12 protein-coding genes are annotated in these 13,398 nt (G+C 61.6%); 6 read left to right on the top strand and 6 right to left on the bottom strand.

Annotated features, from left to right (window positions below):
- Positions 1 to 94 precede the first annotated feature (94 nt).
- The gene (locus HU765_RS22825; protein ID WP_186623130.1) at positions 95 to 1,411 is read right to left on the bottom strand and encodes a Na+/H+ antiporter NhaC family protein; all 1,317 of its coding nucleotides are present in this window, start codon (positions 1,409 to 1,411) and stop codon (positions 95 to 97) included.
- Positions 1,412 to 1,796: 385 nt separating this feature from the next.
- On the opposite strand from HU765_RS22825, the gene HU765_RS22820 reads away from it, so the two are divergent.
- Positions 1,797 to 3,944: a methyl-accepting chemotaxis protein gene (locus tag HU765_RS22820; RefSeq protein WP_186623128.1), complete on the top strand. Its 2,148-nt coding sequence runs from the start codon at positions 1,797 to 1,799 to the stop codon at positions 3,942 to 3,944.
- Positions 3,945 to 4,071: 127 nt separating this feature from the next.
- Here the strand turns inward: HU765_RS22820 and HU765_RS22815 are convergent, their stop codons facing one another.
- Genes HU765_RS22815 through HU765_RS22800 form a run of 4 tightly spaced genes read right to left on the bottom strand, consistent with a single transcriptional unit; the run spans position 4,072 to position 6,673 of the window.
- Positions 4,072 to 5,385 carry an ATP-binding protein gene (locus tag HU765_RS22815; protein ID WP_186623126.1) on the bottom strand — a complete coding sequence of 438 codons (1,314 nt, stop codon included), beginning with the start codon at positions 5,383 to 5,385 and terminating at the stop codon, positions 4,072 to 4,074.
- Entirely contained in the window at positions 5,382 to 6,050 is a 669-nt protein-coding gene (locus tag HU765_RS22810; protein WP_186552606.1) for a response regulator transcription factor, read from the bottom strand. The genes HU765_RS22815 and HU765_RS22810 overlap by 4 nt, the downstream gene beginning before the upstream one ends.
- A 3-nt stretch (positions 6,051 to 6,053) precedes the next feature.
- A complete protein-coding gene (locus HU765_RS22805) occupies positions 6,054 to 6,365 on the bottom strand; it encodes a PepSY domain-containing protein (protein WP_186552605.1) in 312 nt (103 codons plus the stop codon).
- The gene (locus HU765_RS22800; protein ID WP_186623124.1) at positions 6,365 to 6,673 is read right to left on the bottom strand and encodes a PepSY domain-containing protein; all 309 of its coding nucleotides are present in this window, start codon (positions 6,671 to 6,673) and stop codon (positions 6,365 to 6,367) included. The genes HU765_RS22805 and HU765_RS22800 overlap by 1 nt, the downstream gene beginning before the upstream one ends.
- 178 nt (positions 6,674 to 6,851) lie before the next feature.
- Between HU765_RS22800 and HU765_RS22795 the strand changes: the two genes are divergently transcribed.
- The 5 genes from HU765_RS22795 (at position 6,852) to codA (ending at position 12,173) form a co-directional block, all read left to right on the top strand.
- A complete protein-coding gene (locus HU765_RS22795) occupies positions 6,852 to 7,931 on the top strand; it encodes a patatin-like phospholipase family protein (protein ID WP_186623123.1) in 1,080 nt (359 codons plus the stop codon).
- A gap of 85 nt (positions 7,932 to 8,016) precedes the next feature.
- The gene (gene queD, locus HU765_RS22790) at positions 8,017 to 8,373 is read left to right on the top strand and encodes a 6-carboxytetrahydropterin synthase QueD (protein WP_186623122.1); all 357 of its coding nucleotides are present in this window, start codon (positions 8,017 to 8,019) and stop codon (positions 8,371 to 8,373) included.
- Positions 8,374 to 8,585: 212 nt separating this feature from the next.
- Complete coding sequence (locus HU765_RS22785; protein ID WP_186623121.1) at positions 8,586 to 9,398, top strand: alpha/beta hydrolase; 813 nt, start codon at positions 8,586 to 8,588, stop codon at positions 9,396 to 9,398.
- 241 nt (positions 9,399 to 9,639) lie between these two features.
- Positions 9,640 to 10,911 carry a cytosine permease gene (gene codB / locus HU765_RS22780; protein ID WP_186623120.1) on the top strand — a complete coding sequence of 424 codons (1,272 nt, stop codon included), beginning with the start codon at positions 9,640 to 9,642 and terminating at the stop codon, positions 10,909 to 10,911.
- Positions 10,912 to 10,925: 14 nt separating this feature from the next.
- Positions 10,926 to 12,173, top strand: coding sequence for a cytosine deaminase (codA, locus tag HU765_RS22775; RefSeq protein WP_186623119.1), 1,248 nt, complete (start codon positions 10,926 to 10,928; stop codon positions 12,171 to 12,173).
- A gap of 145 nt (positions 12,174 to 12,318) precedes the next feature.
- Here codA and HU765_RS22770 read toward each other — a convergent pair whose 3' ends face one another.
- Entirely contained in the window at positions 12,319 to 13,299 is a 981-nt protein-coding gene (locus tag HU765_RS22770; protein WP_186623118.1) for a diaminopimelate epimerase, read from the bottom strand.
- Positions 13,300 to 13,398 lie beyond the last annotated feature (99 nt).

Below are 13,398 nucleotides of genomic sequence, written 5' to 3'. Positions count from 1 at the left end.
CTGCTCGCGATAGCGGTGTATCAGTCAGCGGATGAGGCGACGGATACATCGCTATCGCGAGCAGGCTCACTCCTACAGGGGGTTGGTGGGGCGTTTAGAGGACCATCGCCGCCACCCAGCCAAACACCAGCAGCGGCAGGTTGTAATGCAGAAAGGTCGGGACCACGGTGTCCCAGATGTGGTGGTGCTGGCCGTCGATGTTCAGGCCGGAGGTCGGACCGAGGGTCGAGTCCGAGGCCGGCGAGCCGGCGTCACCCAGCGCGCCGGCGGTGCCGACGATGCAGACAATGGCGATCGGGCTGAAACCCAGTTGCACGCACAGCGGCACGAAAATCACTGCAAGGATCGGCACGGTGGAAAACGACGAACCGATGCCCATGGTCACCAGCAAGCCCACCAGCAGCATCATCAGCGCTCCGACCGCCTTGCTGTGATCGATCCACGCTGCCGAAGTCTGTACCAGCGTCTGCACTTCCCCGGTGGCCTTGATCACTTCGCCGAAACCGGACGAGGCGATCATGATGAAACCGATCATCGCCATCATCTTCATGCCTTCGGTGAACAGGTCATCGGTCTCGCGCCACTTGACGATGCCCGACGCCGAAAAGATCAGAAAACCGGCCAGCGCACCGATAATCATCGAGTCCAGCAACAGTTGAATGATGAACGCCGCGGCAATCGCCACGCCGGCGATCACCAGGCTCAGCGGGTTGTACTGCACCGCCGTTTGCTCGACCTGCTCGATCTTTGCCAGGTCGTACACGCGTTTCTTGCGGTAGCTGATAAACGCGATACCGAGGCCGACCAACATGCCCAGCGCCGGAATGCCCATGGCGTGGGTGACATTGATGCCGCTGATGTCGACGCCACTGCGCGCGACGTTGGCCAGCAGAATCTCATTGAGGAAGATGTTGCCAAAGCCCACCGGCAGGAACATGTACGGGGTAATCAGACCGAAGGTCATCACACAGGCGATCAGCCGGCGGTCGAGTTGCAGCTTGGTCAGCACATAGAGCAGCGGCGGCACCAGCAGCGGAATGAAAGCGATGTGGATCGGCAGGATGTTTTGCGAGGCAATCGCCACCACCCACAACAGGCCAATCAGCAGCCACTTGACGTTGCCACCACCGGCTGCGTGTTGCCGGTCTACCATCGCCAGGGCCTTGTCGGCCAGGGCGTGGGCCAGTCCGGACTTGGCAATCGCCACCGCGAAAGCGCCGAGCAAAGCGTAGGACAACGCCACCGTCGCCCCGCCGCCCAGGCCGCTGTTGAACGCCTTGAGCGTCGCTTCGATGCCCAGGCCACCGGTGAGGCCACCGACCAGCGCGCCGACGATCAAAGCGATCACCACATGCACGCGCGACAGGCTGAGGATCAGCATGACGCCGACGGCTGCTATGACTGCATTCATTTCACTACCTCAAAAAACACTGCGGGTGAAAACACACCGCCAGACAGGATGAGTCCGCGCGGGGTTGGCCGGCGGATTGGCAAAGAGGGTCTTATTAGAGGGCGCGCACTGTGCCGCAGAGTGGCGGCGGTGTCAAAGCCCTGTGGCGAGGGGATTTATCCCCGCTGGGTGGCGAAGCCGCCCCCAGCGATCTGCGAAATAACCCTATACGCGGGTGTCACGACTGCTTCGCAGCCGAACGGGGATAAATCCCCTCGCCACAGGACCACAGGACCACAGGACCAGCATGCGGCAATCGGTCATATTGCGTTCACGGCATAAAGAAAGCCGAACCACGGCCGCTACAGTGCAAAGTCTCAGATATTTATCGAATAAGGATGTTCCCATGTCGCTCCGACCACTTTCCATCCAATGGAAAATCACCCTGCTCGCCGGCCTGTGCCTGGCCGGTATCGTGACCCTGTTGGTGGGTCTTTCGCTGTATCGCATGGAGCACAGTTCTGCACTGGTAAAAGCCTCGAGCATGGAAATGCTCACCGAGTCGGCGCAGGCGCGTATCGAGTCGCAAGGTGAAGTGCAGGCCGCCGGTATTCGCCAACAGTTCATGGACGCCTACCAGTATGGCCACGGTTTCTCGCGGCAAGTGCTGTTTCTGCGCGAGCAGGCCGAGAAGCGTTTTCTCGATGCCTTCGACCTGCGTGAAGACATGACCCGTCAGGTCAAATCCGCGCTGCAAGCCAACCCGGATCTGCTCGGCCTGTCGCTGGTATTCGAAGCCAACGCGCTGGATGGCAAGGACGAGCTGTTTGCCGATCAGGCCGAACTGGGCAGCAACGACAAGGGCCGATTCGCCCTGTACTGGTCGCAACCGACTCCGGGCAAAGTGACCTCGATGGCGCTGCCGGAAAGCGACATGAGCGACACCAGGACCGGCCCCGGCGGTCAGGCCGCCAACGCCTGGTTCACCTGCCCGCGCACCACGCTCAAGCCCTGCGTGATCGAGCCGTACTTCTATGTAATCGACGGCCACAACGTGCTGATGACCAGCATCGTTTTTCCGCTGATGGTCAACGGCAAAGTCATCGCCTCGCTGTCGGTAGACATCAACCTCAACAGCCTGCAAGCCATCAGCCAGGCGGCGAGCCAGAAGCTCTATGACGGCCAGACCGCGGTGAGCATCATCAGTCCGACCGGCCTGCTCGCCGGTTACAGCCCGGACGCCGGCAAGCTCGTTCAGCGCCTCGATGCCGTGGACCAGACCAGCGGCAGCGAACTGCTGCGCCTGCTCAGTGCCAGCCGCAGCGTCAGCAGCCTGCACAGCAACGGTCAGTTGAAAGTGCTGTCGCCGTTCCAGCCAATTCCCGATGGCCCGGCCTGGGGCGTGCTGCTCGATGTGCCGGAGAAGGTCTTGGTCAGCCGCGCCGAGGCGCTCAAGCAGCAACTGGACGCGAGCAACACCTCCGGCACCCTGATCGAACTGAGCCTGGGCGCACTGGCCGCGCTGATCGGCCTGCTGCTGGTGTGGCTGATGGCGCGCAGCGTGACCCGACCGATCCTCGGCGTGGCGCACATGCTCGAAGACATCGCCAGCGGTGAAGGCGACCTGACCCGGCGTCTGGCCTACGACAAGCAGGATGAACTCGGGCAACTGGCCGGCTGGTTCAACCGCTTCCTCGACAAACTGCAGCCGATCATCGCCGAGGTCAAACGCTCGGTGCAGGACGCACGCAACACCGCCGACCAGTCCTCGGCCATCGCCACCCAGACCAGCGCCGGTATGGAACAGCAATACCGTCAGGTCGATCAGGTTGCCACGGCCTCCCATGAGATGAGCGCCACTGCGCAAGACGTCGCACGCAGTGCCGCACAGGCCGCCGAAGCCGCCAAGGACGCCGACCGCGCCACCCGTCAGGGCCTGACCGTGATTGACCGCACCACCGCGAGCATCGATACCCTTGCCGCCGACATGAGCGCGGCGATGATCCAGGTCGAAGGCCTGGCCGCCAACAGCGAGAAGATCGGCACGGTGCTGGAAACCATCCGCGCCATCGCCGAGCAAACCAACCTGCTGGCCCTCAATGCCGCTATCGAAGCGGCACGCGCCGGTGAAGCCGGACGCGGTTTTGCCGTGGTCGCCGACGAAGTGCGCAACCTCGCCCGCCGCACGCAGGAGTCGGTGGAAGAAACCCGTCAAGTCATCGAACAGTTGCAGAACGGCACGCAGGAAGTGGTCGACTCGATGGGCAACAGCCACCGGCAGGCCCAGGGCAGCGTTGAACAGGTCGGGCAAGCGGTGACGGCGCTGCGGCAGATTGGCGATGCGGTGACGGTGATCAGCGACATGAACCTGCAGATCGCCAGCGCCGCCGAAGAACAGAGCGCGGTGGCTGAAGAGATCAACAATAATGTGGCGACGATACGTGATGTGACGGAGTCGTTGTCTGGACAGGCGAACGAGTCGGCGCGGGTCAGCCAGTCGCTCAATAGCCTGGCGAATCAGCAGCAGAGCCTGATGGATCAGTTTCGGGTCTGAAACCCACCGAGATTCTCTTGTAGGAGTGAGCCTGCTCGCGATAGCGGTTCGTCTGTCACGTCGATGCTGAATGTGACATCGCCATCGCGAGCAGGCTCACTCCTACAGGATTTGCACAAGGCTTGGGTTAGCGTTTCGGCAGTTCAACCACCACTTTCAACCCGCCCCACTCACTCTCGCCCAAGACCAGCAAGCCGCCCCACGTATCGACTATATCCCGCACGATACCCAGGCCCAAACCGTGCCCGTCAGTCTGCTCATCCAGCCGCGTGCCACGGCTGAAGACCTGAGCGCGTTGCTCTTCGGGAATTCCCGGCCCGTCATCTTCCACACTCAGGGCAAAGCCATCGGTGCGCTCGATAACGCTCAAGCGAACCTCGGCATCCGCCCACTTGCAGGCGTTGTCGAGCAGGTTGCCAAGCAGTTCCAGCAAATCCTCGCGGTCCCACGGCAATTGCAGCCCGGGCGGCGCGACATAACTCAAGGCCAGATGCTCGCCGTGAATCATGTTCAGCGTTGCCAGCAGGCCCGGCAGTTCGGCGTCGCAATCAAACAACGCCCCGGGCAGCGCATCACCGGACAGGCGTGCGCGATTGAGTTCGCGATTGAGGCGTTGCTGCACCTGCTCCAGTTGTTCCTTGAGCACCTTGCGCAGCTCGGGATGGTCATCGAGTTTTTCGCTGGAGGCCAGGCTCAGCAGCACCGCCAACGGAGTTTTCAGCGCATGGCCGAGGTTGCCCAAAGCGTTGCGCGAACGCTTGAGGCTGTCTTCGGTGTGTGCGAGCAAATGGTTGATCTGCGCCACCAGCGGTTCCAGTTCCACCGGCACCTGATCATCGAGCTGCGAACGCTGGCCCTGTTGCAACTGGGCGATCTGTTCACGGGCGCGTTCCAGCGGTTTCAACGCACGGCGCACGGTCAGGCGTTGCAAAAACAGAATCAGCAGCAGCGCCGCCAGCCCCAGGCCCACGCCAATCTGGCGCATGCGCAGAAAACTGTCGCTGACCGGCGTGTAATCCTGGGCAACGCTGATCGAGATCGACTGGCCCAGCCGGCGATAGTCCGAACGCAACACCAGCAAGCGCTGACCGCCCGGGCCCAGTTGCAGATTGCTGTGCAGGCCCGGCTGTTCAAGCAGTGGCAAGTCCTGATCCCACAGCGAGCGTGAGCGCCAATGGCTGTCGGAAAAATCGATGCGGAAGTAATGCCCGGAAAAGGGCCGTTGATAAGCCGGCGACAAGTGCCGCTCATCCAGTTGCAGGCCTTGCGGGCCGCGCACCAGCGCCACCAGCAGGCTTTCGCTGTCGTTGCGCAGACCGGCTTCGAGATAGCGCTGCAAACCGACTTCGAACAACCACAGACTGGTCTGCGCCAGCACCAGACCGACGATCACCATGACGCTGATCAACCCCAGGCTCAAACGGCGCTGGATTGATCTCACGAAGCTTGCCCGCCAAACAGGTAACCCTGGCCGCGACGGGTTTCGATCACGCTTTTGCCCAACTTGCGCCGCAAGTGATTGACGTGCACTTCAAGGACGTTGGAATCGCGCTCTGTTTCACCGTCATAGAGGTGTTCGGCGAGGTGGCTTTTCGAAAGGATCTGCTCCGGGTGCAACATGAAATAGCGCAGCAGGCGGAATTCGGCAGCGGTCAGCTGAACGTCGGCACCGTCGCGCACCACGCACTGACGGCCCTCGTCCAGATGCAGGCCGGCTGCTTGCAACGTCGACTGGTTGGACTGTCCTTTAGAGCGGCGCAGCAAGGACTGGATGCGCAGGTACAACTCTTCGGGGTGAAACGGTTTGGTCAGGTAATCGTCGGCGCCGGCCTTCAGTCCCTCGATGCGCTCGGCCCAGGAATCGCGTGCGGTGAGGATCAGCACCGGAATCGCCAGACCGCCCGCACGCCATTGCCCGAGCACGTCGAGACCCGGCACCCCGGGCAGGCCGAGGTCGAGGATGATCAGGTCATAGGGTTCAGTGCTGCCCTGATACACCGCGTCACGGCCGTCCGCCAGCCAGTCCACTGCGTAGCCTTGGCGTTGCAGGCCGGCGAGCAATTCGTCGGCCAGTGGTACGTGGTCTTCCACCAGAAGCAAACGCATCGATCAATCTTCCTTGTCTTTGACTAATTCGCCGGTATCGGCCTTCAGGTGCAGTTCGCGGGCCACGCCTTCGAGCGTCAGCAATTCGACTTCGTAAATGTACACGTCGTGTTTTTCTTCCAGCTCGACTTCCAGCAGTTTGGCGCCGGGGTAGCGGTCCATGGCCTGTTGCAGCACTTGCTCCAGCGGCAGAATCACGCCCTGACGGCGAAGGTCCAGCGCCTCGTCCTGATCGAGGTCGCGGGCCATGGCTGTGGTACAAAACAGCACCAGCGCCAACGCCGTCAGGCGGGTGGCGCGCATATTAAGCTTCATTACGTATCCTGATGATCCTTGAGCACTTCACCATCGGCGGCGTTCAATTCCAGGTCCCACTTGACCTCTTTCGGATCAAGTAACTCGATTTGGTAGATGTACTTGCCGTACTGTTTTTCCAGTTCGGTATCGGTGATTCGGGATTCCGGGTGTTTGGCCAGCGCGGCGGCGTTGAGCTTCTCGAAGGGCAGGATAATACCAGCGTCTTGCAGGCGCCGGGCTTCATCAGGCCCCAGATCGCGCGCGTGAGCCAGGCTGGCGGTGAAGCCGATGATCGAGGCAGTGGTCAGGGCAGTCAGGGTGTTCATGGGTGTCTCCGAATTCTTATATGTTGCTTACGGTAAGCACCTTAGCGGGAGCAACTTAACTGAAACTGAATGGCCATCATTGTGCCCTCTTCACCACCAATCCACAGCCTGAAGCAAAACCTGCAAGGGTTTGCAACATCGGCTTATAATCGCCAGCTTGCTAATGATCGAGACCGGTATGACCGCCATCCATATCAAGTTCCCCGCCCTCACCCTCAAGGCCGGCCCGCGGGCCATGGCGCGGATTCGTGCCCAAGGTTTGAACGCCGCCGATGTCGGCACCCTGCCCGGCGCCGCCGGCGGGCCGAAGGCGTTGGGGATTCAGGGGCTGGACCTGGCGCTGTTCGGCGAATGGCTGCCGAGCGCGCCGCGCGAGCGGTCGCTGATTGGTGCATCGGTCGGCTCCTGGCGCTTCGCCAGTGCCTGCCTGCCGGACGCCGCCGAAGGCTTGCGCCGGCTCGGTCATCTTTACGCCGAGCAGCATTTCAACAAGGGCGTGACCATGGCCGAGATCAGCCAGAGCTCGCAGCGCATGCTCAATGACCTGCTCGACGGCCGCGATGCGAGCATCCTCGAAAATACCCATTACCGCTTGAACATCATGGTAGTGAAAAGCCAGGGGCGGTTGACCGAGGATCATCGCGGCCGGCTCGGTCTGGCCCTGGGTTCGGTGATTGCCGACAACCTGCGTGGGCGCGCCCGCCTGTCGCGCCACTTCGAGCGACTGATCATCCACGATCCGCGCCTGGCGCCACCGCTTGATGCGTTGATCGATTTTCCGTCGCGCTTCGTTACCCTCAATGCCGGCAACCTGCGTCAGGCCCTGCTGGCGTCGGGGTCGATTCCGATGGTCATGGAAGGTGTGCGTGACTTGCCCGGCGCTGGCGCGGGCACGTTCCGTGACGGCGGCCTGCTCGACTATCACCTCGACCTGCCCTACAGCGGCGACGGCATTGTGCTCTATCCGCATTTCACCGACCGGGTGATTCCCGGCTGGTTCGACAAGACCCTGCCGTGGCGCCGCGCTTCGGTGCAGCGCTTGCAAGACGTGCTGCTGCTTGCGCCGTCGAAGGAATATCTGGCGCGCCTGCCCTACGGCAAGCTGCCGGATCGCAACGACTTCAAACGTTTCATGGGCGATGCCCCGAGCCGGCAGAAATACTGGCACACGGCAATGGACGAAAGCCGCCGGCTGGGTGATGAGTTTCTCGAACTGACAGCCAACGGTCGCCTCGCCGATCAGTTGCTGACCCTTTAGTCAGCACGGCCAGATACAAGCTGATAAACTCGCCGCCTGCCCGAATCGCTGCGGCGAACGCCATCTGAACAGAGCCGAAAATACCGTGGAAATCTTCAAGGAATTTACTTTCGAATCCGCCCACCGCCTGCCGCACGTCCCGGACGGCCACAAGTGCGGGCGCCTGCACGGTCACTCGTTCAAGGTGGCCATCCACCTGAGCGGCAACCTTGATCCGCACACTGGCTGGATTCGTGACTTCTCCGAGATCAAGGCGATTTTCAAGCCGCTGTACGAGCGTCTCGACCACAACTATCTCAATGACATTCCCGGTCTGGAAAACCCGACCAGTGAAGTGCTGGCCAAATTCATCTGGAAAGAACTGAAGCCGCTGCTGCCGGAACTCAGCGCGATCCGCATTCATGAGACCTGCACCAGCGGCTGCATTTATCGCGGGGAATAAGCCGATCCAGAGGGCACTGCACAATCCTGTGGGAGCGAGCCTGCTCGCGAATGCGGTTTGCCATTGAAATAAATAGTGACTGACACAATGCCTTCGCGAGCAAGCCCGCTCCCACAGGGACAGGCGGCGTGTCAGCCAACGAACAAACAGCCTTCACGGCTGTTTTTTTACGCCTATGCTTTTTGGCTCAAACCCGCCAAGAGGACAGGCCCATGACGGACTGGCTGCTGGATCAGGTCTTTGACTTCAACGGGCATCAGGTGCGCTATGCCGTGCGCGGCGACGGCCCGCCGCTGGTGTTCGGGCATGGCACGCCGTTTTCGTCTTATGTGTGGCAGCGCATCGCCCCGCACTTTTTCGCCACGCACCGAGTGCACTATTTCGATCTGCTCGGTTATGGACAGTCCGCACAGCCAGACGCCGACGTCTCCCTCGGGGTGCAGAACCAGCTCCTGGCGCAGTTGCTCGACCACTGGAACCTGCAGAATCCGGACGTGGTCGCCCACGATTTCGGCGGCGCCACGGTGTTGCGTACACACCTGCTCAACGGCAGGGATTACCGCAGCCTGAGCCTGATCGATCCGGTCGCATTGACGCCATGGGGCTCGCCGTTCGTGCAGCATGTGCGTCAGCATGAGGCAGCGTTCAGCGGCTTGCCCGATTACATCCAGCGCGCCATCGTGCCGACCTATATTCGTGGCGCGATTCACCGCCAGATTGCCGATGAGGAACTGGCGCCGTATGTCCAGCCATGGCTCGGTAACCCGGGGCAAGCGGCGTTCTACCGGCAGATTGCGCAGATGGACGAGCGTTATACCCGTGAGGCCGAAGGCTTGTATCCGGCGATCCGCTGTCCGGTACAGATGCTCTGGGGCGAGGAGGATCAGTGGGTTCCCATCGAACGTGGCCGCGCGTTGCAGCAAATGATCCCGGGATCACAATTCCACGCCATCCCCAACGCCGGCCACCTCGTTCAGGAAGATGCCCCCGAAGCCATCGTCGCCGCATTGCTGCGCTTTCTTTAAACCAGCACAAACCCCCTGTGGGAGCGGGCTTGCTCGCGAAGGCATTCTTTCAAACAGTACATCTGTTGACTGACACACTGCTTTCGCGAGCAAGCCCGCTCCCACATTGGGCTTCGGTGAAGTCAGGTGCACCATTTCGCGCCGAGGATCGCAGCCTTTTCTATACATACCGCGCATTGCCATTGTTTGGCACGACCGCTGCAACCCTCCCGCGTCTTCCCCCTTCCAGCAAGGACTCCCCATGACGCAGAACGCCCCCGGCAACGATTACCCCCTCAGCGAAGTCCCGATGCACGCACGCAAAGGCCTGGCCTCGACGGCGATGGTGTTACTGGGCTTCACGTTTTTCACCGCGACCATGTTTGCCGGCGGCAAGCTCGGGGTCGCGTTCGGTTTTGCCGAGATGATGGCGGTGATCATCGTCGGCAACCTGCTGCTCGGCCTGTACGCCGCAGGCCTGGGTTACATCGCGTTCAAAAGTGGCCTCAACTCGGTCTTGATGGGGCGCTTTTGCTTTGGCGAAGTCGGCAGCAAGCTCAGCGACCTGATCCTCGGTTTCACCCAGATCGGCTGGTACGCCTGGGGCACGGCAACGGCTGCCGTGGTCATCGGCAAATACTTTGATTTGAATGAAGCCACGGTGCTGGGCCTGATGGTGCTGTTCGGTCTGGGCTTCTGTGCCACCGCCTACATCGGTTATCGCGGGCTGGAGATTCTGTCGTACATCGCGGTGCCGGCGATGATGTTGCTGCTGATGCTGTCGATGTGGGTTGCGACCGTAAAAGTCGGCGGCTTCGAAGGCTTGCTTAGCGTGGTGCCAACGGGCTCGCTGGATGGGTCGACCGCGATCACCCTGGTGTTCGGCACCTTCGTCAGCGGCGCGACGCAAGCGACCAACTGGACGCGATTCTCACGTTCGGCGCGGGTGGCGGTGCTGGCCAGTCTGATCGGCTTTTTCATCGGCAACGGCCTGATGGTGCTGATCGGCGCGTACGGCGCGATCGTCTATCAGCAACCGGACGTGGTCGAAGTGCTGCTGTTGCAGGGTTTCGCCATGGCGGCAATGGCGATGCTGTTGCTGAACATCTGGAGCACTCAGGACAACACCATCTACAACTTTGCCGTGGCCGGCTGCAATTTGCTGCGTACCGGTCGGCGCAAGACCGTGACCCTCGGCGGCGCGGTGATCGGCACCCTGCTCGCGCTGCTGGGCATGTACGACATGCTGGTGCCGTATCTGATTCTGCTCGGCACGGTGATTCCGCCGATTGGCGGGGTGATCATGGCCGACTTCTTCTATCGCTGGCGCGGGCACTATCCGCGTCTGGCCGACGCACGGTTGCCCGCGTTCAACTGGCCGGGGCTGACGGCCTACGGCGTGGGCACTATCGCTGCGTTCAGCTCGCCGTGGGTCGCACCGCTGGTAGGGATTGCCGCTGCCGCGCTAACGTATGTCATCGTCACCGGTATGCTCGGCGCCCGTCGCGTCAGCGCACCACTACAAGACTTATAAAAAGGATTCGCCTGATGCACATCATCAACGCCCGACTGCGCAACCAGGAAGGCCTGCACGAATTGCACCTGCAAGACGGCCTGATTCACAGCATCGCCCGCCAGACCGAAGCGCCCACCCTCGGCCCGAATGACCTCGACGCCGGCGGCAACCTGGTGGTGCCGCCCTTCGTCGAACCGCACATCCACCTCGACGCCACCCTGACTGCCGGCGAGCCGCGCTGGAACATGAGCGGCACGCTGTTCGAAGGCATCGAGTGCTGGGGCGAACGCAAGGTCACCATCACCGAAGAAGACACCAAGACCCGGTCGAAAAAAACCATTCAGGCGCTGGCTGCCCACGGCATCCAGCATGTGCGCACCCACGTCGACGTCACCGACCCGCAGCTGACCGCACTCAAGGCCATGCTCGAAGTGCGCGAGGAGAGCCGTCATCTGATCGACCTGCAAATCGTCGCGTTTCCGCAGGAAGGCATCGAGTCGTTCCGCAACGGTCGCGAGCTGATGGAGGAAGCGATCCGCATGGGTGCCGACGTGGTCGGCGGCATTCCACATTTCGAGTACACCCGCGATCAGGGCGTCAGCTCGGTGAAGTTTCTCATGGACCTGGCCGAGCGCACCGGATGCCTGGTCGACGTGCACTGCGACGAGACTGACGACCCGCATTCGCGCTTTCTCGAAGTGCTCGCCGAAGAAGCGCGCAGCCGCGACATGGGCGCGCGCGTCACCGCCAGCCACACCACGGCGATGGGCTCTTACGACAACGCCTACTGCGCCAAACTGTTCCGCCTGCTCGGCCACTCCGGAATCAGTTTTGTCTCCTGCCCGACCGAGAGCATTCACTTGCAGGGGCGCTTCGACAACTTCCCGAAACGCCGGGGCGTCACCCGCGTCAACGAGTTGCTGGAGGCCGGCATGAACGTGTGTTTCGGCCAGGATTCAATCGTTGACCCGTGGTATCCGCTCGGCAACGGCAACATCCTGCGCGTCTTGGAAGCGGGCCTGCATATTTGCCACATGCTCGGTTATCGCAACCTGCAAAGTGCGCTCGATCTGGTCACCGACAACAGCGCCAAGGCCATGCACCTGGGCGAACGTTATGGACTGGAACAGGGCCGCCCGGCGAACCTGCTGATTCTCTCGGCGGACAGCGATTACGAAGTGATCCGCAGCCAGGGCTTGCCGCTGTATTCGATTCGTCACGGCAAGGTGCTGATGAAGCGGCAGATGCCGGTGGTGGAGTTCAGTGGCGGCTTGAGCTGAGTCGAACGCAATATTGCGTACACCACAAAGCCCCCTGTAGGAGTGAGCCTGCTCGCGATAGCGTTCTATCAGTCAACAGTAATGTGGCTGACACACCGCCATCGCGAGCAGGCTCACTCCTACATTTGGATCGATGGTGGACGATTCAACCCATCAGCCGCGCCGTGCCGAACAATCTGACGCGCAGCAACTCCCCTTCCGAAACCTCCAGCAAAATCGGTGCGGTGCCACCGGGCATGACCACTTGCACTTCACCCATTTCGACCCAGCCAACCCGCCACGCCGCACACGCCACCGCACTGGCGCTGGTGCCGGATGACGCGGTCGGCCCTTCGCCGCGCTCAAATACCCGGGCGAGGATTTTCTGCGGCGACGCCAGCGCGGCCCATTGCAGATTGACACCCGCCGGACAGGGATTACCGGCACCGGTTGGCGTGGCGTAAGCAATCTGGATCAGGCCTTCGTTCAATGGCGATTCACGCATCTGCTCGTTGCTCGGCAAAGCGCCGGCATCGCTGAGCAGCGTTACGCAGTGAGGATTGCCGATGCGTACGAATTGACTGTGCGTCCAGTCGGGATCGAGTTGTGCCAAGGGCTGGACATGGCTGACGTTCCGACTATTGAACTGAATGCTCCCAACCGCCTGCGCACCCACGGCATCCGGCCCGAATCCGGGCTGGCCGAGATCAAGCCAAAATCCGCGCACGCCTTCGACCTCAGCCGGTTTCACCGAGGTTTCCACTGCTGCGCCCTTGTCATGATGAACGCGCAATACTGCGCCTTCCCCCGGCATCCACCCCTGCTCGGCCAACGCCTGAGAGAAAATCGTCAAGCCGTTGCCACTGCGCTCGGCGAGGGAGCCGTCGGTGTTGACGATCAGCACATCGAATGGCGCCGATGTCTGGAACGGGCCGATCAGCAGGCCATCGCTGCGGTGAGGTTTGCTGTTCGTCGGGCGTTGGCCAGCGGGCCAGCGGCAGCACAGGGCGATTGCTGCTGCGCTCCATTTCTGCCGAGACGAGGCGCACTGGGCAGCGCTGGCCGGCAGATCAATGCCGGCCTGGCGCAAGGCTTCGGGAGAAACCACTGCGTAGATATTGCCGCGTGCGTCGTAGAACCTCGTCATGCCCTATTCCCGTCTTTCATGCTGGCAAAAAAACAACGGCATCCCGAGTGACATTCTGACTGCGTCGAGGTTCGATCGCAGTCTGTTCGAGGGCGTGCA

Source organism: Pseudomonas sp. SWRI81 (assembly GCF_014268545.1).
Lineage (GTDB): Bacteria > Pseudomonadota > Gammaproteobacteria > Pseudomonadales > Pseudomonadaceae > Aquipseudomonas > Aquipseudomonas hamedanensis.
The sequence above is the reverse complement of the archived record's forward strand: the minus strand, read 5'-3'. Positions and strand labels throughout refer to the sequence as shown.

Bases quoted from the DNA above. Each gene is read 5' to 3' on its own strand.
- HU765_RS22825 (WP_186623130.1), bottom strand. From the start codon at position 1,411: ATGAATGCAGTCATAGCAGCCGTCGGCGTCATGCTGATCCTCAGCCTG.
- HU765_RS22820 (WP_186623128.1), top strand. From the start codon at position 1,797: ATGTCGCTCCGACCACTTTCCATCCAATGGAAAATCACCCTGCTCGCC.
- HU765_RS22810 (WP_186552606.1), bottom strand. From the start codon at position 6,050: ATGCGTTTGCTTCTGGTGGAAGACCACGTACCACTGGCCGACGAATTG.
- HU765_RS22805 (WP_186552605.1), bottom strand. From the start codon at position 6,365: ATGAAGCTTAATATGCGCGCCACCCGCCTGACGGCGTTGGCGCTGGTG.
- HU765_RS22800 (WP_186623124.1), bottom strand. From the start codon at position 6,673: ATGAACACCCTGACTGCCCTGACCACTGCCTCGATCATCGGCTTCACC.
- HU765_RS22795 (WP_186623123.1), top strand. From the start codon at position 6,852: ATGACCGCCATCCATATCAAGTTCCCCGCCCTCACCCTCAAGGCCGGC.
- HU765_RS22785 (WP_186623121.1), top strand. From the start codon at position 8,586: ATGACGGACTGGCTGCTGGATCAGGTCTTTGACTTCAACGGGCATCAG.
- codB (WP_186623120.1), top strand. From the start codon at position 9,640: ATGACGCAGAACGCCCCCGGCAACGATTACCCCCTCAGCGAAGTCCCG.
- codA (WP_186623119.1), top strand. From the start codon at position 10,926: ATGCACATCATCAACGCCCGACTGCGCAACCAGGAAGGCCTGCACGAA.
- HU765_RS22770 (WP_186623118.1), bottom strand. From the start codon at position 13,299: ATGACGAGGTTCTACGACGCACGCGGCAATATCTACGCAGTGGTTTCT.